Source organism: Kribbella sp. (assembly GCF_035655035.1).
Lineage (GTDB): Bacteria > Actinomycetota > Actinomycetes > Propionibacteriales > Kribbellaceae > Kribbella.
The window spans coordinates 1-20,156 of record NZ_DASRVN010000511.1 but is presented as its reverse complement, the minus strand read 5'-3'; the positions used below and the strand labels follow the sequence as shown (position 1 = coordinate 20,156).

The 20,156-nt window shown below is 68.8% G+C and carries 16 protein-coding genes, 5 tRNA genes and 1 pseudogene; 10 read left to right on the top strand and 12 right to left on the bottom strand.

The window, feature by feature from the left end:
- The first annotated feature begins 148 nt into the window (after nucleotides 1-148).
- Both VFF46_RS28035 and VFF46_RS28030 read left to right on the top strand, forming a co-directional pair.
- Nucleotides 149-221 (top strand) — tRNA-Gln (locus VFF46_RS28035).
- A 25-nt stretch (nucleotides 222-246) separates the two neighbouring features.
- Nucleotides 247-339 (top strand) — tRNA-Ser (locus tag VFF46_RS28030).
- Here VFF46_RS28030 and VFF46_RS28025 read toward each other — a convergent pair.
- Nucleotides 314-1,120, bottom strand: coding sequence for an LAGLIDADG family homing endonuclease (locus VFF46_RS28025; protein ID WP_325040219.1), 807 nt, complete (start codon nucleotides 1,118-1,120; stop codon nucleotides 314-316). The genes VFF46_RS28030 and VFF46_RS28025 overlap by 26 nt on opposite strands.
- Before the next feature lie 169 nt (nucleotides 1,121-1,289).
- Here VFF46_RS28025 and VFF46_RS28020 point away from each other — a divergent pair.
- From VFF46_RS28020 to VFF46_RS28010, 3 genes are all read left to right on the top strand, one after another.
- Nucleotides 1,290-1,380: transfer RNA gene (locus tag VFF46_RS28020), tRNA-Ser, on the top strand.
- A gap of 34 nt (nucleotides 1,381-1,414) precedes the next feature.
- Nucleotides 1,415-1,487 (top strand) — tRNA-Glu (locus tag VFF46_RS28015).
- Between the two features lie 11 nt (nucleotides 1,488-1,498).
- Nucleotides 1,499-1,582, top strand: a tRNA-Tyr gene (locus VFF46_RS28010).
- Nucleotides 1,583-1,980: 398 nt separating this feature from the next.
- On the opposite strand, the gene VFF46_RS28005 is transcribed toward VFF46_RS28010, so the two are convergent.
- The 8 genes from VFF46_RS28005 to VFF46_RS27970 all read right to left on the bottom strand — a co-directional run bounded on the left by VFF46_RS28005 (nucleotide 1,981) and on the right by VFF46_RS27970 (nucleotide 13,810).
- Nucleotides 1,981-3,252 (bottom strand): alpha-L-fucosidase, encoded by a 1,272-nt coding sequence (locus VFF46_RS28005; protein ID WP_325040218.1) that lies wholly within the window; start codon nucleotides 3,250-3,252, stop codon nucleotides 1,981-1,983.
- Entirely contained in the window at nucleotides 3,252-4,619 is a 1,368-nt protein-coding gene (locus VFF46_RS28000) for an FAD-binding oxidoreductase (RefSeq protein WP_325040217.1), read from the bottom strand. The genes VFF46_RS28005 and VFF46_RS28000 overlap by 1 nt, the downstream gene beginning before the upstream one ends.
- Entirely contained in the window at nucleotides 4,609-5,475 is an 867-nt protein-coding gene (locus VFF46_RS27995) for a hypothetical protein (protein ID WP_325040216.1), read from the bottom strand. The genes VFF46_RS28000 and VFF46_RS27995 overlap by 11 nt, the downstream gene beginning before the upstream one ends.
- Nucleotides 5,472-6,557, bottom strand: a complete 1,086-nt coding sequence (locus tag VFF46_RS27990; protein ID WP_325040215.1) for a DUF2088 domain-containing protein — start codon at nucleotides 6,555-6,557, stop codon at nucleotides 5,472-5,474. The genes VFF46_RS27995 and VFF46_RS27990 overlap by 4 nt, the downstream gene beginning before the upstream one ends.
- 242 nt (nucleotides 6,558-6,799) lie before the next feature.
- A complete protein-coding gene (locus tag VFF46_RS27985; RefSeq protein ID WP_325040214.1) occupies nucleotides 6,800-8,587 on the bottom strand; it encodes an IlvD/Edd family dehydratase in 1,788 nt (595 codons plus the stop codon).
- Nucleotides 8,584-10,194 carry an aldehyde dehydrogenase (NADP(+)) gene (locus tag VFF46_RS27980; protein WP_325040213.1) on the bottom strand — a complete coding sequence of 537 codons (1,611 nt, stop codon included), beginning with the start codon at nucleotides 10,192-10,194 and terminating at the stop codon, nucleotides 8,584-8,586. Before VFF46_RS27980 ends, VFF46_RS27985 begins: the two co-directional genes overlap by 4 nt.
- Nucleotides 10,191-11,090 (bottom strand): fumarylacetoacetate hydrolase family protein, encoded by a 900-nt coding sequence (locus tag VFF46_RS27975; RefSeq protein WP_325040212.1) that lies wholly within the window; start codon nucleotides 11,088-11,090, stop codon nucleotides 10,191-10,193. Before VFF46_RS27975 ends, VFF46_RS27980 begins: the two co-directional genes overlap by 4 nt.
- A 5-nt stretch (nucleotides 11,091-11,095) precedes the next feature.
- Nucleotides 11,096-13,810 carry a UxaA family hydrolase gene (locus VFF46_RS27970; RefSeq protein WP_325040211.1) on the bottom strand — a complete coding sequence of 905 codons (2,715 nt, stop codon included), beginning with the start codon at nucleotides 13,808-13,810 and terminating at the stop codon, nucleotides 11,096-11,098.
- Between the two features lie 121 nt (nucleotides 13,811-13,931).
- On the opposite strand from VFF46_RS27970, the gene VFF46_RS27965 reads away from it, so the two are divergent.
- The 5 genes from VFF46_RS27965 (at nucleotide 13,932) to VFF46_RS27945 (ending at nucleotide 17,068) form a co-directional block, all read left to right on the top strand.
- Nucleotides 13,932-14,609 (top strand): GntR family transcriptional regulator, encoded by a 678-nt coding sequence (locus VFF46_RS27965; protein WP_325040210.1) that lies wholly within the window; start codon nucleotides 13,932-13,934, stop codon nucleotides 14,607-14,609.
- Nucleotides 14,606-15,013 carry a ParB N-terminal domain-containing protein gene (locus tag VFF46_RS27960; RefSeq protein ID WP_325040209.1) on the top strand — a complete coding sequence of 136 codons (408 nt, stop codon included), beginning with the start codon at nucleotides 14,606-14,608 and terminating at the stop codon, nucleotides 15,011-15,013. The genes VFF46_RS27965 and VFF46_RS27960 overlap by 4 nt, the downstream gene beginning before the upstream one ends.
- Nucleotides 15,014-15,500: 487 nt before the next feature.
- Entirely contained in the window at nucleotides 15,501-15,701 is a 201-nt protein-coding gene (locus VFF46_RS27955) for a hypothetical protein (RefSeq protein WP_325040208.1), read from the top strand.
- 10 nt (nucleotides 15,702-15,711) lie between these two features.
- Nucleotides 15,712-16,230 carry a DUF6879 family protein gene (locus VFF46_RS27950; protein WP_325040207.1) on the top strand — a complete coding sequence of 173 codons (519 nt, stop codon included), beginning with the start codon at nucleotides 15,712-15,714 and terminating at the stop codon, nucleotides 16,228-16,230.
- On the top strand, nucleotides 16,211-17,068 hold the full coding sequence (locus VFF46_RS27945; protein ID WP_325040206.1) for a helix-turn-helix transcriptional regulator: 858 nt from the start codon (nucleotides 16,211-16,213) through the stop codon (nucleotides 17,066-17,068). Before VFF46_RS27950 ends, VFF46_RS27945 begins: the two co-directional genes overlap by 20 nt.
- A gap of 747 nt (nucleotides 17,069-17,815) precedes the next feature.
- On the opposite strand, the gene VFF46_RS27940 is transcribed toward VFF46_RS27945, so the two are convergent.
- The 3 genes and pseudogenes from VFF46_RS27940 to VFF46_RS27930 all read right to left on the bottom strand — a co-directional run.
- Nucleotides 17,816-19,390: a phosphodiester glycosidase family protein gene (locus tag VFF46_RS27940; protein ID WP_325040205.1), complete on the bottom strand. Its 1,575-nt coding sequence runs from the start codon at nucleotides 19,388-19,390 to the stop codon at nucleotides 17,816-17,818.
- Nucleotides 19,391-19,442: 52 nt separating this feature from the next.
- Nucleotides 19,443-19,616, bottom strand: a complete 174-nt coding sequence (locus VFF46_RS27935; protein WP_325040204.1) for a hypothetical protein — start codon at nucleotides 19,614-19,616, stop codon at nucleotides 19,443-19,445.
- Nucleotides 19,617-19,771: 155 nt separating this feature from the next.
- Nucleotides 19,772-20,156, bottom strand: a pseudogene (locus tag VFF46_RS27930) (gfo/Idh/MocA family oxidoreductase); the annotation flags it as partial.

The following is a 20,156-nucleotide window of genomic DNA, read 5'->3' as shown; positions in this document are numbered from 1 at the left end:
CACGCGGCCTGTAACGAGAAGAAGGGCTCGCGCACACCGGAAGAGGCCGGCATGCCGCTGTTGTGGCAACCGTGGATCCCTTCCCGTGCCGAGATAGCGCTCTGACGCGACCCCAGCAGATGCCTGCGGGTGTCGCGGTGGAGCGCGATGCCAGGTGGGCGACGGTGACCCACCCTCGGTTCTGACCCGAGGCCCCGCAGGTTCGAGCCCTGCCCTGGCAGCTGTACGTCGTCACCGTCACGGCCTGGCAGAGTAAGCCGAGTTTCGGCCTACCGGCAACCGTCTCGAAAACGGTCTGTCCCTCGACGGGGCGTCAGGGTTCAAGACCCTGCTCTGCCGCACGAAGACGCCACCTGCGTACAGACACGCTGGAGACGCTACGACCGAGAATCCGCGCAGCCTCGGACTGGCCGTGCGCCAGGACAATCAGATCGTCGGCTGCTGTCCACCGCTTGCGCATGACCTGGTACCTTCCGGCCTTCTCCGCAGCAGGTTGCCACTGAGCAACCTGCTGAGCAGCTGTCTTCTTCCGCTCCAGCCCGAGCACGTCAGACGAGTACCATGCCCAAGCAGCGAGGCTGGCCGCCGCGAGATTCAGCACAAGGATGTTGTAGACACCGTCGCGCCTGTTCGGACGCGCAGTACGGGCCACTCCGCACACTTCACGAATGATGTCGCAGACGAAACCTGCTATCGCCGGGCTCGCAGTCACGATACTGACAAACGGTTCGCCCTTACGGGTGAATCCGACCGAGCCGTCTCCGTCGAGCAACCCGCGCAGATAGTCAGGAACCGCGAGGGCGCCGACTGGAGGGGCGATCCTGTCGGCCTTCCTGCCGACCAAGATGCCAACTGCGGCGGCAGAGCGGCGGGTCGCCTGATCGTAGAAGCGCAGCGTTGCCGTCTCGTGCTGGTCCGCGAAGTTCGTTGTGCGTGTCCGGTGGCCAATGGACGAGTAGCAAGGCAAGAGAGCCGAGATCTTCGACAGGACGCCTTCGTCCCGGACTGCGAGTTCAAGTGAGACGCGTCCCTTGCCGTCGAGGCTTCCCGAGTGGGTGCCGTCCGTTTGAAGCAGCCCGATCGCATAGGCAACATCCGGGCGCCCCAGATCATCGAACATGGGGACACTCAACCATCCGCAAAGGGTATGCGGTTCGGAACGGGAGCGTCGTCCCTCGCCCTCGGACCGCCGGAAGAACGAGCGTTGTTCGAGCTTGTGGCTCAACAGGTTTCTGGGCGAAGAGTTGAAGACGTTCCTGCCGCGCACAGGGGACGCGGCAGGAACCTGAGGTGAGATCCGCCTGTTGGTAGGGGCAGCGGTTTGCTAAACCGTCGGTCGGCTGGCATGTCGGCTCGCGAGTTCGAATCTCGCTCTCACCGCTGGGTGGCTGGGGTGGACCAGCCACCCTGCCAGGCCCCGTTGGTCTAGTGGTCAGGACGCCTGGTTCTCATCCAGGAGATCACCGGTTCGAATCCGGTACGGGGTGCGCGGCACCTTGCAGGAGCGCCGTCGGCGGAGAGACGGGGCGGGCTGTAAACCCGTTGCCTTCGGGCTGAGCAGGTTCGAATCCTGCCTTCTGCACGTAGTAACGATCAGACAAGAGAGGAGGACCGGCCATGGCCGACCTCAGGAACAGGAAGCGAGTGCCTGGTGGCAGGACCGGTGCTCCGGTCGCGCAAGGTCACTCGATGCGGCGCGTGCTGCTTGCCTGCGGACATGTGCAGCGGGACCGGATCGCGCACCGTGGGGATCACGTGTGGTGCGAATCCGAGTGCTCCGACTGGACGCGTGTCGTGTCCGTGCAGGAGTAACGCGTACACAAGGACGGGTAGTACTCGGACCGCTGAGCGTGCGGGCAGGTGCACGTACGGCGTCTCGGCGGTGCACTACCCGTCCTTCGGTACGCGAACCCCCTGGTGACGGAATCACACCGGGCCCTCCGAAGGCTCGGTTCCTGGTTCGACTCCGGGCAGGGGGACTCAGCTGACGGTCGGGTCGAAGTGGGCGGTCAGGGAGACGGTGGCCTCGGCTCTGGTGGAGAGGATTCGCAGGCGTAGGTCGTCGGCGGTCACCGGAGTTGTCAGCGGGAGCAGGCGACGATGGCCGATGGTGGTGCCGGTGGCGATCTCCTGCCAGGCACCCTCGACGAATGCGTCCACGGCAAAGGATTCGACCTGCTGTCCCTGCGAGATGTCCTCCCGGAGGTCGAGGACGTTCAGCGTGCCGGGAAGGTCGAGCGGCGTGTCGTAGTACGAACGAATCGCGTCGCCGAAGCCGGCCAGTGCCTCGACGTCGGGGTCGGCGAACAGGCCGCGGCGGTCGGGCGGGATGTTCAGGAGGAGGACGGCGTTCCGGCCGACCGATCTGCGATAGATGTCCAGCAGTTCAGCAACCGACTTCACCGCCCCGTCCTCAGCGGCGTGGTAGAACCAGCCGGGGCGGATCGACACGTCGACCTCCGCCGGGTACCAGCGCAGCTCGTCTGCCTGTGCGATCAACTCCGGGCCGGCGATGTCCGGGGCGGTCTGCTCGGCCAGCATCCGGCCGTCGCGGAACGGTACGACGCTCCACTCGGTCTCGCGCGCGAACCCGTCCTCGTTGCCGACCCACCGTACGTCCGGCCCGCCGACCGCGATCGTCGCGTCCGGCGCCAGCCGCCGGATCAGGTCGAACCACGCCTCGAACGCGTACGTCTGCGTGCTGCTCGTCGGGTTCGCGCCGTCCAGCCACACCTCGGCGATCGGCCCGTACGACGTCAGCAACTCGTGTAGCTGGTTCAGGTAGAACCGGTTGTAGTCGTCGACGACGTACTCGAACTCGCCGATCCGCGACGGCACCGCCGGGCTGCCGTTGCCGTAGTACCCGCCGGGCGCCTTCTCCTGGTGGAGGTCCGCCGGCGACAGGTACACGCCGAAGCCAAGCCCCGCGGCCTGGCACGCGGCGGACAGCTCGCCCACCACGTCACGGCCGTAAGACGCAGCAACTGAGTGGTCGAGAAACTTGCTCGGCCACAGGCAGAACCCGTCGTGATGCTTCGCCGTCAGGATCACGCTCTTGAACCCCGCGGAGACGAGCGTGGACACCCACTGCGAACAGTCCAGAGCAGAAGGAGCGAACGCCGCCGGATCGTCCAGCCCCGTCCCCCACTCCAGGTCGGTGAACGTGTTCGGTCCGAAGTGCACGAAGGCAGTGAGCTCCTGCCGCTGCCACGCGATCTGCCGCGCCGACGGCCGTACGGCGGAAGCATCCATCACAGCAGCACCTTCCCAGGGTTCATCAGGTTCAACGGGTCGAACGCGGCCTTGATACGCCGGTGCAGGTCGAGCCCGACCGGGCCGAGTTCCTTCTCCAGCCAGCTCGCCTTCAACGTGCCGATCCCGTGCTCGCCGGTGATCGTGCCACCGAGCCGCAGCCCCAGCTCCATCACCGCCCCGAACGCCTGCAGCGCCCGCGCCTCGGCCGCCGCGTCGTTCCGGTCGAACACCACCGTCGGGTGCATGTTCCCGTCGCCGACATGTCCCGGGCAGAAGATCAGGACGTCGTACTGCGTGCCGATGTCGGCGATGCCGCGCAACAGCGTGACCAGCTGCGAACGCGGTACCGAAACGTCGTCGATCAGCGTGATGCCGAGCCGTTCCAGCGCCGGGTTGACCAGTCGGCGCGCCTCGAGGAGCAGCTGCGACTCCTCGGCATCCGACGCCTCCGCGACGTCGATCGCACCATGAGCGGAACAGATCGCGGCGATCCGCCCGACGTCCTCGGGAGCCCGCTCTCCCCGGTCGGACTGTGCGAGCAGCATCGAACCAACGTCCTGTGGCAGTCCCATGTCCCGATAGCCCTGGATCGCCCGCAGCGTTGGTTGATCGAGGAACTCCAACAGGGCCGGACGGAGGCCCGAGGCCATCACCGCAGCCGCGGCCGCGATACCGTCCTCGATCGTCCGGAACGTGGCGGCGGCGGTCAGCGCGGCCTCGGGGGCCGGGCGCAACGCCAGCGTGGCTTCCGTCACCACCCCGAGTGTGCCTTCGGATCCGACGATCAGCCGGGTCAGGTCGTAGCCGGCGACACCCTTCGCGGGACGCCGGCCGGTGCGTACCACCTCGCCGGACGCCAGTACGACCTCCAGGGCGCGGATGAAGTCCGACGTCACGCCGTACTTCACGCAGCACAGCCCGCCCGCGTTCGTGGCGATGTTGCCGCCGATCGTCGACATCTCCCACGACGACGGGTCCGGCGGGTAGAACAGCCCCTGCTCCAGGACCGCGCGGGACAACGCGGCGTTCACCACACCCGGCTGTACGACGGCGACCTGGTCCTCAACGGAGATCTCCAGGATCCGGTTCAGCCGCGCGGTCGACAGCAGCAGGCACCCGTCGACAGCGTTCGCCGCGCCGGACAGCCCGGTCCGGGCGCCCTGCGTGACCACCGGTACCCGGAACTCGGACGCCAGCCGCATGACCTCCTGCACCTCGGCCGTGCTCGTTGGCCGCGCCAACGCCCGCGGCACACCCGCCGTACAGAAGGTGGCGTGGTCGTTGCGATGACTGTCCAGGATGTCCGGATCGTCGACGATCTCACCGAGGACCGACCGGAGCCGGTCCAGGAACTCATCCCTCATCTTGCTCGGCGAGCAGCCGCAGGATCAGCTCGGCGCGGCGGACGCGTTCCCGTCCGAGAGCTTCCGCCGTACCGGCGAGGTGGGCGCCGACCGGGTAGATGTTCGGCGCGTTCCGCAGGCCCATCTTCAGGTACACCGGCGCCGCGACCCGCACGATCTCCGGTACGTCGTAGAACCGGACGTGGCCGCCCTGGTCGTCGGGGACCTCGATGTACATGTCGATCGGTACCGTCGTCACCGACCGGAGCTCCGCGAGTACCGGCACCGGCAGGTCCGTCGACACGTTCAGGCTGGTCGCGCCGAGACGCTCGTACAGGCGGGCGGTCGGTGCGTTGGGCAACGGCATCAGGACCGACGTCTTCAGCACCAGGTCCGCGGGCAGCTCGCCCTCGATCTTCAGCTGGCCGAGGATCTCCAGTACGCCGAGGTCGCCGACCAGCAGGCTCCGGACGCCGAGCTCGACCGCGCGGTACGCGTCGCACAACGACGCCGCGACCTGTTCGTTGCCGCGGGCAACCCCGCCGACCGCGGCCGAGACCTTCGCCTGGCCGCCGATGTCCCAGGAGCCGCGCGGGCCGAGGAACAGGCACACCTCGACGTCCTCGGACGCGCCGAGCGACAGCATCTCCTCGATCTCGCCGTCGGTCAGCATCATCACGCCGCTGCCCTGCGACACCCGGTCGACCGTGACGCCGCGGTCCTTCGCCTCCTCCAGCACCGCGGTCATCACCCGCGGGCCCTCGCAGGACGGGATCTCGATCTTGTACGGCGAGCCGTCGGGGAACGTTTTCGTGGACGTCTCCCCCGGCCGGAATCCGCGGTCGGCGAGCAGGGCACGTGCTTCGCGAAGGTTCATCTCTCGCTCCAAGGTCCGAGTCGGCCGGCCGGCGCCAGGTCGCGCGCCGTACCGGTGATCTCCAGGTCGAATCGTTCGGCCGCCTCGGTCAGCAGGGCCGGTGTCACCATCAGTTCGTGCGGCGACAGGGTGTCCTTGATCCGGGCCAGCCGGAGGTCGGACCAGTGCCGCCGCCCGCACATCGTCGCGGCCGCGAGTACGGCGGCCTCGTCGTCCTCCATCACCATCGGCAGCCGCGAACGGCGGGCACCGCCGGCGCCGGAGGTGAGCGCGTTCACGTAGCTCGCGTGGAAGTCGATCTGCTCGAGTAGACGCGCCGGGATCACGTCGGCCAGACCGAGGCCGGACGCGTTCCCGTGCGATGCCGGGGTCAGCGAGTGCACGGTGATCGCGGCGATGTTCGGGGACTCGAACTCGGGAATGCCGTGCACCCAGCAGCGGCCGATCACATTCGTGTCCATGCCGGCGCCGGACTTGTCCTTGCCGAGTTCGTCGACCACGAGGACGTCGAGCTGGTCGAACGGGAGGCGGCCGAGGAGGCTGGAAGCTCTTTGCAGCAAGGCGTTCTCGGGCGCTTCGGCGATGCCGGTTGCTTCGAGTAGATCGACGGCGGCGGTACGGTCCTCGGCGTTCTCCAGGATCGCGAGACCGCCGAGAATCTTGCCCTGTGCAACGATTATCCGGGCGGCGGCTTCGATGTTGGCGCCGAGGGACGGGATGCCGCCGGCGTGCAGCGAGGCGGCGCCGCGGTGGTTGCCGAGGCCGATCGCGAGGATCTTCGCGATCCCGCTCTCGATCGGGCCGCGGAAGTCGGTGTGCGGTTTGACGCGGTTCACCAGGAGTACGCCGTCGGCCTTCGCGGCGATCGCGTCGTGGTGCACCTCGGTGCCGTCCGGAAGGGTGCCTACGACAACGGTTTCCATGGTTGCTTCGATGGGGCAGCCAACGGACTCGGCGGTGATCCCGAGACCGGCCAGCATTTCTCGCTGCCCGTCCGCGGTCGCACCACCGTGCGAACCCATCGCCGGGGTGACGAACGGCTCGGCGCCCAGGTCCCGCAACCAGTCCACGGCAGCCTTCACCACGGGCACCAGGTCCCGAATCCCTCGGCTTCCCGCCGTCACCGCGATCCGCGCGCCCGGACGAACCCGCTCGCGCAAGGGCTCGAGCGCCGCCCGAGCATCTCCATACGGATCCTCCGAAACCGGCAGATCACTCAGTATCTGCCGAACCGGAGTCACCTGCGGAAGAGTCCCGGAAGGCCGCAGGCCGCGAACGGCATCGAACGGCCCCCAGGAACCCGTCATGGATGAAGGGGTTGGCATTAGTGGCTCTGGCGGGCTACGGCGGAGCCGGTGCGGCCTACTAGGAAGTCTAGGTCGCAGCCTTGGTTGGCTTGGGTTACATGGTCGACGTAGAGGCGGGCCCAGCCGCGGTCCGTGGGGGGTGTGGGGGGTTGCCAGTCGGCTCGGCGCTTCTCCAGTTCCTCGTCGGGGACGTCGAGGTGGAGGCGGCGGGCGGGGACGTCGAGTTCGATCCAGTCGCCGGTGCGAACCAGGGCGAGCGGGCCGCCGACGGCCGCCTCGGGGGTGACGTGCAGGACGACGGTGCCGTACGCCGTACCGCTCATCCGGGCGTCGGAGATCCGGACCATGTCGTCGACGCCGATCTCCGCGAGCTTCCGCGGGATCGTCATGTTGCCGACCTCGGGCATCCCCGGGTATCCGCGCGGCCCGGCGTTCTGCAGGACCAGCACGGTGTCCTCGTCGACGTCCAGGTCCGGATCCTCGACCGCCTTGTCGTACTCCTCGATGCTGCTGAACACCAGCGCCTTGCCCCGGTGCCGCAACAGCCGCTCGGACGCGGCCGACTGCTTGATGACCGCCCCGTCCGGCGCCAGGTTCCCCTTCAGTACGGCGGTTCCCGCGCCACTGCCCAGCGGATCGCCGACCGGCCGGATCACGGCGTACGTCTCGCTCCCGGGCGCCGCACCGGGGTACGTCGCCTCGATCCGTTCCGCGTTCGCGACGTTCTCACCGATGGTCTTCCCGGTGACCGTGATCGCCTCGGTCTTCAGCAGCGGCAGGATCTCCTTCAGTACGGCGGGCAGCCCGCCGGCGTAGTAGAAGTCCTCCATCAGGTACTTGCCGGAGGGCTGCAGGTCGACCAGCCACGGGACGCCGCGCGCCCACTCGTCGATGTCGTCCAGCGTCACGTCGACGCCGACCCGGCCGGCGATCGCGAGCAGGTGGATGACGAAGTTCGTCGAGCCGCCGATCGCCGCGTTCGCGCGGACCGCGTTCGCGAACGCGTCCCGGGTCAGCACGTCGCTGATCTTCAGGTCTTCCTTGACCAGCTCGACGATCCGCTGCCCGGACTTCTGCGCGACGACGTACCGCCGCGAGTCGACCGCCGGGATCGCCGCGGACCCGGTCAGCTGCAGGCCGAGCGCCTCGGCCATGCAGGCCATCGTGGACGCCGTACCCATCGTCATGCAGTGCCCGTTGCTCCGGGACTGCCCGGCCTCGGCCGCGGCGAAGTCGTCGGCGGACATCCGCCCGGCGTTCAGGTCCTGCGTGAACCGCCACACCGCCGTACCGGAGCCGATGTCGCAGCCGCGGAATTTACCGTTCAACATCGGCCCGCCGGTGACCACGATGGTCGGCAGGTCGACGCTCGCCGCGCCCATGATCGAGCCGGGCGTGGTCTTGTCGCAGCCGGTCAGCAGTACGACGCCGTCGATCGGGTTGCCGCGCAGCGACTCCTCGACGTCCATGCTGAGCAGGTTCCGGAACAGCATCGCGGTGGGCCGCAGCAGCGTCTCGCCGAGCGACATCACCGGGAACTCCAGTGGGAACCCGCCGGCCTGCCACACGCCGCGCTTGACCGACTCGGCGAGCCGCCGCAGGTGCGCGTTGCACGGGGTGAGCTCGGACCAGGTGTTGCAGATCCCGATCACCGGGCGCCCGTCGAACGCCTCCTCGGAGAACCCCTGCGACTTCATCCAGGACCGGTGGATGAACCCGTTGCGGCCCTTCTCGCCGAACCAGTGGTCGAAGCTCCGCCGGCCGATCGGCTCGTCCGGCTCGTCAACGGTGGGCTCGTCAGTCATCGCGTCACCTCGTCTGTGGTCACGGTTCCGTTCACCCGACGGGTGATCCCGGCCGGGTTCGAGTCCTTGAGTACGTCGGGGAGCACCGCGTCCGGGGCGTCCTGGTACGCGACCGGGCGCTGGAACCGGCGGGCCGCGGTGACGCCGACGCTGGTGTGGATCGAGCCGACCGTCGCCGGGAACGGCCCACCGTGGTGCTGGGCCCAGGAGACGGCGACGCCGGTGGGCCAGCCGTTCCACAGCACGCGTCCGGCCCGGGCGGTCAGCTTCGGGAGGAGTTCCCGGGCCAGGTCGGCGTCCGAGTCCTCGGCGTGCAGGGTCGCGGTGAGGTTGCCGTCGAATGCTTCGAGCCCCTGCGTGAGCTCCTCGGTGCCGTCGTACTCGACGACGATGGAGACCGGGCCGAAGCACTCCTCGAGGATCTCGCCGCGGCGGGCGAGGAGTTCGGGGACGGTGGTCTGGAGGAGGGTCGCGGCGGGGGTGCCCTCGGTTGCGGAGCCGGCCGTGGACCAGACGCGCAGGCCGTCGACCTTCTCCAGGCGGTCGAGTCCGGAGGTGAAGCCGTCCTTGATCCGGTCGTTCAGCATCGGGGCCTGAGCGACGCCGCCGACTGCCTCGACCAGCTGGTCCTGCAGGCCGTGGCCCGTGGGCAGGAAGAGCAGGCCGGGCTTGGTGCAGAACTGGCCGACGCCGAGCGTGAACGAACCGACGTACCCGGCGGCAATGTCCTTGCCGCGGGCATCGATCGCGGCCTGGGTGACGAAGACCGGGTTCAGGCTGCCGAGTTCGCCGTAGAACGGGATCGGCTCCGGGCGGGTGACCGCGATCTCGTGCAGCGCCCTGCCGGCCGGGACCGAACCGGTGAAGCCCGCGGCGGTGATCCTCGGGTCCTTGAGCGCGGTGACGCCGACGTCGAAGCCGGCGATCAGGCCGAAGGCTCCGTCGGGGGCGCCGGCCTTCTTCAGGGCGTCGATCATCACGGCGGCGGTGCGCGCGGACAGCTCCGGGTGGCCGGGGTGCGCCTTGACGATCACCGGGCAGCCGGCCGCGAGCGCGGAGGCGGTGTCGCCGCCGCAGACGCTGAACGCGAACGGGAAGTTGCTGGCGGCAAATACCAGCACGGGGCCGAGCGGGACGAGCACGCGGCGGAGGTCGGGGCGCGGGACGGGCTTGGCCTGGGGGTCCTTGGTGTCGATGATGACTTCCAGGAGCGAGCCCTCTTCGAGGGCGTCCGCGAACATCCGCAGTTGCCCGGTACTGCGGGCGACCTCGCCGGTCAGCCGCGCCTCGGGGAGAGAACTCTCCCGCATGGCGATCGGCACCAGTTCGCCGGCTGCCGCGTCCAGTGCATCTGCTACCGCGCGGATCCACCCGGCACGCACGGCAGGCTCAGCAGTCCCGAAGGCGGGCGCCGCGGAAGCGGCCGCCGCGAGCGCCTGCTCCAGCTGAGCGGGAGTGGTGTCGCCGGCGGCAGAAGCGGTGGTGGAACCGGCGGCGGGACCGGGTGCGGAACCGGCGGTGGGACCGGCGGTGGGACCAGCGGTGGCGCCGGTGGTGTCACCCGGCGTGGGGACGGTTGGTGGGGTGGAGGCGGGGTCCTGGGTCATCGGAGGCCTTCCAGGGTGTCGGTGGCGAGGAAGGCGAACGGTTCCTTGCCGGTGGTGACGGGGTTGGTGAGGGTGCCGAGGTCGTCGATCGTGATCGTGATGACATCGCCGTCGGCGAGGGTGAAGTCGAGTTCGGGGACGATGCCGGTGCCGGTGGCGAGGATGACGCCGTCGGGGAAGTCGTTCGGCAGGAACAGCGCCGCGATCAGGTCCTTCAGCTCACGGACGAGCTTCGCGGTGGACGTCGTACCGCTGAACACCTCGGTGTCGCCGCGCCGGATCACCAGGTTGATGCCGAGCGCCTTCGGATCGGCGACCTCCCACACCGGGCGGATCCCGGACGCCAGCGCGCAGCCGCCGGCGAACAGCTTCGCCTGCGGCACGTACAGCGGGTTCACGCCCTCGATCGAGCGGGAACTCATGTCGTTGCAGATGGTGAACCCAACGATCTCACCGTGGCTGTTGGCAACGATCGCGAGCTCCGGCTCGGGTACGTCGTGCCCGGAGTCGGAGCGGATCCCGACCGGCTCGCCGTCGACGACGACCCGCCAGGCCGGCGCCTTCTGGAACAGCTCCGGCCGGTCCGCGGTGTAGACCTTGTCGTACACCGACTGCTCGCTGCTCTCCTCCATCCGCGCGCCCCGCGACCGCTCGTACGTCACGCCCGCGCACCACACCTCGCCGCGCCCGTCCAGCGGCGGCAGGAACTTCAGCCCGGCGACGGGCAGCGCCGTACCGACCTTGCCGACGGCCGCCTGCAGCTCGTCCAGCGGCAGCCGGAGCAGTTCGGCGAAGCTGTTCACGCCCTCCAGCGGGGCCACCGTGTCACCGGTGCGCACACCGGGGACCGGCCGACCGTCGATCGGGGACAGATATCGGACCAAATGCATGGACATGCCTCTCACATTGACGTACCGAGCAGACCGCGGGTGATCTGGAAACCTATGTTGCCGGAGGCAACCGCCTTCGGGACGAGCCGCCGGCTCGCGACCGCGGCGATCGTGTCCAGCCCGATCCGGGCCTGCTCGGCCGCGTCACCGGTGGCCACCGCGTCCAGGTCGTCGCCGTACGTCGCCACCGTCTCCGGGTCGTTGCTGAACTCGACGACCGGGACGAACCGCTGCGCCGACAAGGTGCCGCCGGCAACATGCGCGAGGATCTGCTGGACCCCGGTCGCACCGAAGCCGGTCGCGGTCTCCATCCAGTCCGTACCGGGCATCCGCATCACGTGCCAGCCCGGCGCCGCGAGTCGCTGCCCGTGCGCGACCGTCGGCCCGACCGGATCCGCGGACCCGAACGCGGCCGCCCGGAAACCGTCGTGCGCCAGCAGAGCACCACGCGACGACAGTACGACGGAACCGCCGGAGCCGACGATCTCGCGCCCGATCAGCGCCAGCGCCTCGGCGGTCCGGTCCGACAGCGGGCCTCGCGCCTCGAGCCCGACCGTCAGCGCACCGAGGTCACCCGGCCGCTCGACCGGCGCCGGCAGCTCGAAGCCGCTGAACCAGTCCTTGACCTTCCCACCGACCGCGTCGAGGCCGCCGTCCGCCTGGATGCTCGCCCAGCCGAATCGCGCCGGGTCCGCGCCCGCCTCGACCAGCCGCGAGCGGAAGTAGTCGTTGTGCGTCTTCTCGCAGCCGTGCTCGAGGAGCAGGGCCATCCGGGTGTTCGGGTGCAGCAGGTAGCCGAGCATGATCCGCGCGAACGTCTCCTCGGACGCGCCGCCACTGCTGCCGCAGCCTTCGGTGTGCGGGAGCGCGACCATCCGGGTGACCGCGTCGCCGGCCCACTTCTCCAGCTCCGCCTGCGCGGCGATCCGCAGCGCGATCTGCCCGGAGCACAGGCTGGTCGGGAGGATCAGCCCGACGGCTTCCGGGACCTGTCGATTGTCAACTGTCAACAATCCGACGAGCGTCCGGCCGTCCGACGTCAGGCCGGCGTGCGGCAGCCCGTCGAGCGGGGCGTCCCGGTCCTCGGCCGGCAGGTCCGCGAGTTTGCGCGCCATCCGCCCGTCGGTGGTGATCGAGATGCCGTCGCGCGGGCCGGTCTGCTTCCAGTTCCGCCAGATCGACACCTGGCTGTGCCCGGCGCGCTCGCCGGCGCTCTTCTCCCCCGACGCGACCCGTACGACGAGGTCGAACGTCTCGGCGGTCAGGTCCGCCATCGACGTACCGGTCAGGTACTTGCCGGCGTCGACGTCCATCTCGGCGTGCAACCGCTCGTACCGCGCGCTGGTGGTGACGAACTTGAGCGTCGGAACGAACGGGAAGTTCGTGATCGAGCCGTTTCCGGTGGTGAAGAAGATCAGGTTGCAGCCGCTGCCGATCTGGCCGGCCACCGACTCGAGGTCGTTGCCGGGGCTGTCCATGAAGATGTAGCCGTCGCCCGGCAGCGGCTCGCCGTACTCGATCACGTGGTCCAGCCGGACCTCGCGCGGCAGCTTGCGGGCGGCACCGATCGACTTCAGCACGATGTTGTAGAGGCCGCGGTACACGTTCCCGCCGGACGGGTTGCCCTCGGCGGTGTGCCCGTGCCAGCCGACGCGCTCCTTGAACGACTTGATCGTGGCCAGAAAACGTTGCGCGGTAGCCAGATCGCGGACGTTCTTCAGCACGTACGGCTCGGCGCCGATCAACTCGTCGGTCTCCGCGAGCACCGCCGTACCGCCGTGGCGGATGATCTCCGCGCTGACCTGGCCGGCGAGCGGGTTCGCGGAAATTCCGGAAAACGCGTCGGATCCGCCGCACTGCAGCGCGATCTTCAGGTCCGCGAGCGGCACCTCGACCCGCGGCTGGGCGTCCACGACCGGCAGCCACGGCTCGATCAGCGCTCCGGCAGCGGCCAGGTCGTGCTCGAACCCGGCGCTCCGGGTGAAGTACGCGTGCGGCACCTTGATCGACGGGTAGTTGTTCTCGGCAAGGAAGGTCTTGATCGCCTCGCCGGAGACGACGTCGCCCTCGGTGTCGACGATCAGCACGGCACCGACGTTCGGATTCAGCGCGAAGCCGCCGAGCGTGGCAAGCAGGAAGTGCAGGTTGTTCGGTACTTCGTCCTCGCCGCCCTCGGTGTGCGCGACCGGTACGACGCCGTCGCCGGCGGCCGCACCGTCGAAGCGCCGTGCGAGCTCGGTCACGAACCCGCTGCTGCGGGAACTCGTGGCCAGCAGTACGACGTGGTTCCGGGTGCCGGCCGGCCCCTGCTCGCGCGGGTAGCCGAGGAAGGTTCCGGGCTGCTCGACACTCGTCACCTGGGCGCCGAAGTTCAGCGCGGACTCGTCCAGCTCGAACGGGTCCAGCGGCTCGTTGGTCGCGGACGGCTCCGCGGGCAGCCCGTCCACGCCGCGGGCGCTGACCGCGGCCAGGCTGGTCGGCGTACAGACGTAGTCGCCCGGGACCAGGTCGCGGGACGCGCGCGCGAACGCGGTGTTCCACGAGGTCAGGGCAGCACCGGCGGCGACCGGCGTGACCACGAAGCGGTGCCCTTCGAGCACGGTGTGCGGCAGCGCCACCGTCGTACCGCCGAGCTCGACCTCGGTGCCGGCGTCCAGCCGCACCGACGCGATCGCGACATTGTCCCCGGGCTCGGGTAGCACGCCGATCTGTTCGAACCTCACCATCGTCCGTGACTCCCCATAGCTAGGCCGTGCCGAAATCGTGCATGATGCATGATTACCAGTGTTACCCTGCCGAAACCTGACCGGTGGGGTCAAGACCGCGACCAGAATCCGGAGACACCTGATGAGCGAGCCAGTGGCGGTGGACCGGCGGCTGCTCCGGCGGCAGATGCTCGCCGACGACGTCTACGAGGCCATCAAGACCATGCTGATGGACCACGTCATCCGGCCCGGGGCGCGGATCTCGATCGACGGACTGGCCCGCGAGTTCCAGGTGTCGTCGACGCCGGTCCGGGAGGCGCTCGCCCGGCTGGAGTCGGAGGGTCTCGCGGTCAAGGAGCCGCTGAAGGGTTACCGCGCGACGCCGCTGCTCTCGCTCGAGGAGTTCGACGATCTCTACCGGTTCCGGCTGTTGCTCGAGCCGTGGGCGGCCCGGCGGGCGGCTGAGCTGATCTCCGCCGACGGCGTCGCGCAACTGCAGGCCGAGCTGGCCACGGCGGTCGAGCCGACCTCGATCGACTACGCCGGGTACAAGTCGCTGACCGTCCACGACAACCGGTTCCACTCGCTGATCGCGTCACTGTCCGGCAGTGAACAGGTACGGCTCGCGTTCGAACGGACCCACTGCCACCTGCACATCTTCCGCCTGCACTACAACCGCGACATCGGTCCCGAAGTACTCACCGAGCACCGGATGCTGGTCGAGGCGATCACGTCCGGCGACCCGGTCCGCGCCGAGGCCGCGATGACCCAGCACATCGAGAACTCGATGACACTGCGGCTGCGCAGAATCTACGAGTGACCCGCCACCCGTTCCCGCTCACGATCCCGCCGGCGCTGACGGCGTACATCCTCGACTTCCACTGGGACCTCGACCTGCTGCACGCCCTCGACCTCCCGGTCCTCGCGATGCCGATCACCGACCTGGCGCATCACCTCGACCTGCCGTTCTGGGCGTACGACGGCCCTTTCCACGTCACGCCCCGCCAGGTCGCCGCGGACCCGGTCACGTACCACGCGCAGTACGAACGCACCCTCGCCGCCGACCTCCGGCATCCGCTGGACGTCGTGCACCGGCCCGATGACCGCATCACGATCCTCGACGGGGTGCACCGCCTGCTGCGGGCAGAACTCGAAGGCCGCCGTACGGTCGACGTCCGAGTCCTACCCTGGTCCGCCTTGGACGAGATCGCCGTACGCGAGTAAGTCCCCCGCGTGCCATGCAGCCGCTAGCTTCGTCGCTCCGCTCCTCAGACGCGCCCGCTCAGCCCGCTCCCACCCACCCCCGGCTCAGCGCCGGACTTTCCGCTTCCCGCTGACGCCGGGAGCTCCGGCTAACGCCGGGGAGTTGTCGGCTGGCGCCGACGAGTCGCGGGCTAGCGCCCGCATGCTGCGTCGCTACGCGCTCGCCGAGTGAGTACGAGGCCGACGTATCTGCGCGAGGCAACTGCGACGAGGCGACCGAACTACCCGACGAGATCCTGCGCGGAGCATCGGGTCTGACGATCTGACTGGGCTGCGACAGCCGGTATGTCCCGTGGGTTTCGTCGGCGCGCCGGAAAGCTTCGCCGGGTCAGCGGCCGGATGAGAGGGTTGGTGTCGCAACTTTCCGCAACATCGATGACACACAACTTCGCGGAACCCCAGACTTGGCAACGCAAGCTCAGGCAACCGATGCAGACAGGGGATCATCATGAAACTGACGCTCGTTGCAGGCGACCCGGAATCGGCTCCGAAGAACAGCCCCACCCTCTACAAGACTGACCGCGGAAGCTGGGTCGTGCAGGGATGGGTCGTCACGGACCCGGCCGCCCTCGCAACTCTCAACCTGCCGGACGGTGAGACCGCAGTCGAGATCCCGGACCGCATGATTCCGTTCTTCACGAACCCGTAGGTCGGCCGGCGTGGAGGAGATCACTGAGCAGGCCTTCGACGAACTGCTGACGCAGTTCAAGCGCAGTTCGGTGCACCTGGAGACCCGCGATGCGTACGGCACCGAGGTTGAACTGCCGCACATGGCCAAATGGAAACGCGATGAACCGGACGACTTCGAGTGGCTGCAGGAGTGGTGTACGGCGCTCGGAGAACATGTTGCAGCAGGACGAACGGTGCGACGGGTAAAGATCGTCTCGGAACCCCTCAGCGAATACCAGCGATGGGTCTACACCGTGTTCACGCCCATCGCCGCAGCCGGTGAAGACGTCCGGTGGGTGCCGCGGCGACAGGTCTCGGAGTTGTGCATCCCTGGCAACGACTACTACTTGCTCGATGACGAGCGGGTGGTGTTTCTGCACTACGCCGGGTCCGGCATGAACACGGCGTTCACGACGACGACCGATCCGGCTGTGGTTGAGATGTGCCGCGAGGCATTCGAGCGGGTGTGGTTGTTGGCGACACCGCACAGTGAGTACGAACCCGAATAGCGCCACCCGGAAGGCGCGGGAGGCTTTGGGCCTGCGCCTTCGGGAACTGCGCAAGGATGCCGGGCTGACCGGTCGCGAGTTGGCAGCCGCGACCGGTTGGCATTTCACGCGTGTCTCGAAGCTTGAGCACGGCGTGCAGGCACCCTCCAACGAAGACATTCGGCTGTGGTGCGACGCATGCTCTGCGCGGGACCAGAGCGCAGACGTGATCGCCCAGGCGCGCACGGTCGAGTCGATGTACCTGGAGTACAAGCGGCAGGCGCGCGCGGGCATGAAGCAGATGATGCTCGCGCCAGTGCCGCTGGAGGAGCGAACCGAACGCTTCCTCATCTATGAGCACCACGTGATCCCCGGGTTCTTCCAGACGGCCAGCTACACACGGGCGATGCTCGAGTTCTGGTTCGACTTCCTCGACGTACGCAATGACATCGACGAGGCAGTGGCCGCTCGCATCGGCCGCCAATCGGTGCTGTACAACGGCAGCAAGACTTTCGCCGTGGTCCTAGAAGAAGCTGCGTTGTACACGCGTTTCGGCGACGCGGACACACTTGCTGGTCAGCTCGACCGCCTGCTGTCAGTGATGAGCTTGCCGAACGTGTCGGTTGGCATCGTGCCACGCAGCGTTGAGCGGGCCGTGGTTGGGCAGGTGAGCTTCTGGGTCTACGACGACAAGCTGGTGAGCCTAGAGGCGCCAACTGCCAGCATTGAGATCACTGCGCCACAAGAGGTAGCCATGTATGGGCGGATGTTCGAGCACCTGCGGCAGCCTGCGGTCTATGGAAGAGATGCACGCGCTTTTGTCATCAAGGCCCAGGGCGAACTGGCTGACAGCAACTAATTGCAACTGTCTAGCTGCCGCCAGAACCGCACTCATAGCGTGGCTACATGAGCACAGAGACCGCGCCTCACGCCGTGGAGTGGGGTGGTGAACCGAACGACACCAGCTGGCCGACGTTGCGCCCCGCTGAGCGGTGCGACGGTGAAAACCCGATGACAGGTACTGCCTGCATCAATGGCCGGCATAAGGGCTACCACCGCGACAGCAGCGGTGTGCAGTGGCTGGATGACTAAGCGGCGCAATGCGCGGGACCGGCTCTACCGCTTTACGCGCGGCCGGCGTTGGCATGCCGACCCACAACTACCGGCGCGACGAATGACGCAGCGTCTCAGGCGGACGCGGACGCCCCAACTGATCCGGCGGGGCTGGCGTGCTGACCCCTGCGTCCGCGCCGGTCCCGCCTACCAACGAAACAACTCTCAGTGCGCAGGAAGTCGGACTGGAGGCTGTTGCTCCCCGTAGTGGCTCCGCATGCAGGAGTTGGCGGGGAGGGGATTCCTGTCTCGTATCACGGTCGTCTGACTGGATCCGTCGACCCGGTCGTCGTCGCCCGCGCGGGCGCCAGCCCGCAGTTCGTCGGCGCCAGCCGACAAAAATCCGGCGTCAGCCGGAGGCGGTAAGTCCGGCGCTCAGCCGGGGGTGGTGGGTGGGAGCGCGCGGAGCGGACGCGTCTGAGGAGCGGAGCGACGAACCTAGCGGCCGCGTAGCACGCGGGGGTCCACTCCTACGCTCCCACCGAACCAACATTTACTTCGTGATCACCAGGGCGTCGCCGACCGGGCGTTCGCCGGTGGCGTCCGACGGGGTGTTGAGAACGGTGCCGTTGGCAACCATCGTGGTGGAGCCGCCGCCGTCCAGGTTGATCGCCTGGGTGAGGTGGAAGGACTTCGCGACCGCCGCGGCCTCGGAGATCGAGAGGCCGAGGCTGTTCACGGTGCGGCCGTCGGCGGTGATCAGGACCGTACGGCCGTGGTCGTCGACGCCGGCGATCGTGCGCGGGTTCCGCTTGTGCACCCAGCCGTAGTAGAAGCTCGGCGTGGACTGGACCATGCCGTCGGCGGCGGCGGTCACGTGGATCCGGCCGTCGTGAACGAGCTCCGGTCCGCCGTTCACGATCGTCGTACGCCGGGTCAGCGGGACCGGGCGGCCGTGGTCGTCGAGGAGCGTCGAGCGGATCGGCAGCGGCTTCCCGACCTTCGCGGTCCGCAGCAGCGGGGCAACCAGATTGCCGGTCGCCTGCACGGTCCGCCCGGCAGCGGGGATCGCGCCGCCGCGGGTGGTCCGGATCTCGGTCACGATGCCGCGGCGGTCCAGGACCACCTCGGCGCCGGGGCCGCTCGGGGTCGACGCGCCGTACGACGGGTCGAACGCGATCAGCTCGTCGGGATCGGTGCAGGTGGTGTCGTGCAGGGGCTTCGAGGTCGGCAGGTCGTCCGCCGTACCGCCGCAGTTGCGGATCAGCCCGGGGAACCGGTTCAGCCCGTCGAGCGGGAGGTTGCCGACGGTGCCGCGCCAGGTGAAGCGGTCGACCGACGTACCGCTGGGGCCGAGGACGAGGGCCGGGCGGCCGTTAGTGGGTTCGCTGAGCAGGCGGCCGTCGTACACGCCGACGCCGGCCGGGTCACCCGGTGCGCCGGACTTCGGGTCGAGGACGAAGAAGCCCGCGTTCACGGCGGCGGTCGCGCCGGTCAGGGTCGCGAGGGTGCTGGTGGTCTCGCGCTGCTCGATGTCCGGGCCGTACGTCGCGTCGAGCTTGCCGCGGAACGTCTTCGGGTCGATCGTCAGCACCTGCAGGTGCCACGGGCCGGTCGAGCCGGCGATGTCGTCGGGTTCACCGTCCCAGCCGGTGTAGAGGCTGGAGCCGTTCAGCGCGGCCGCGATGACCTTGGTACGCAGGGCGTCGGCCTCGGCCTTGGTACCGAACAGGCCGACGCGGACGCGGTACCCGAGGCTGTTCCCGCCGGCGTCGGCGAGCTTCGGCGTCGGTACGTCCTCGACGCGCGGGTCCAGCCCGGCCGCGCGGAGCTTCGCGGCGGCCTTGTCGGCGCCCGCCTGGTCGGAGAGCGCCGCGGCGGGCGCGTCCGGGTCGGGTGACGAGGACGGGATCGCGATCTCGACCGTCCATCCGGCGCTGCTGTCGGCCTGGCCGCGGACGATGGTCGTGAGCGTGACACCCGGCTGCAGCGTGCGGGTGTCACGGGTCTCGGTCAGGTTCGTCGGGCCGAGCGGAAGGTGCGCGGACGGCGGGGTGGCGATCGCGGTGGTGCCACCGAAGGTCAGGGAAAGGCAGAGGGCAGACAGGCCCAGGCGTCGCAGGGTCATAGGACGTTCCTACGTTGACCCCGGGTGCGCCGCAACCCGAACTACCTGAACATCACTCCAACGCCGCCCCGCCGCACGAGATCACGTTGCCGTCCGGGTCATGGAAGGTCGCCTGCCGTACGCCGTTCTCGTACGTCTCCCGGACCGCCGGCTCGATCCCCGCTCGGCGATCCCGTTCAGCACCGCTTCGAAGTCCTCGACGTCGTTCGGCAGCTCGGCGGGGCACCGAGCAGCTGCTCGTACCAGGCGACGGCGGTGTCGAAGTCGCGGACGGAGATTCCGGCGAAGAGGTCCGTACCGAAGGACGGGTAGTGGTCGGCTCAGCGGCCGGATCCGGCGGGCGTTCACGCCTGGCGAGTCGGACCACTACCCGTTCTTACGTCACGCAGGTGCGTCGCCGTGGTCGGGGATCTCCATCTGGACGCCGCCCTGGAGGGCGGACTGGTGGGCGAAGATGCCCGGCAGCGTGTAGCGGGCGGAGACCCAGGCGTTGATCGGCGGGAGGGTCTTGTCGGCGACCGCGCGGACGAAGTCGTCGGCGAGGAAGTGATGCGAGCCCTCGTGGCCGTTGTGGAGGCCGTCGAACTCCTTCGGCAGCCGGGAGCGGTCGTGCACCGGGGACAGACCGGAGCGGAACGCGTCCCGCAGCGCCGGGTCGACGTTCGCCAGGTCGGCGTCGTCACCGGTCGGCTTGGTCTCCATCAGGTGGCTGACGTCCTCGACGCCCTGCTTGTTCTGCCACAGCGTCGTGGTGGCGAGCTGCTCG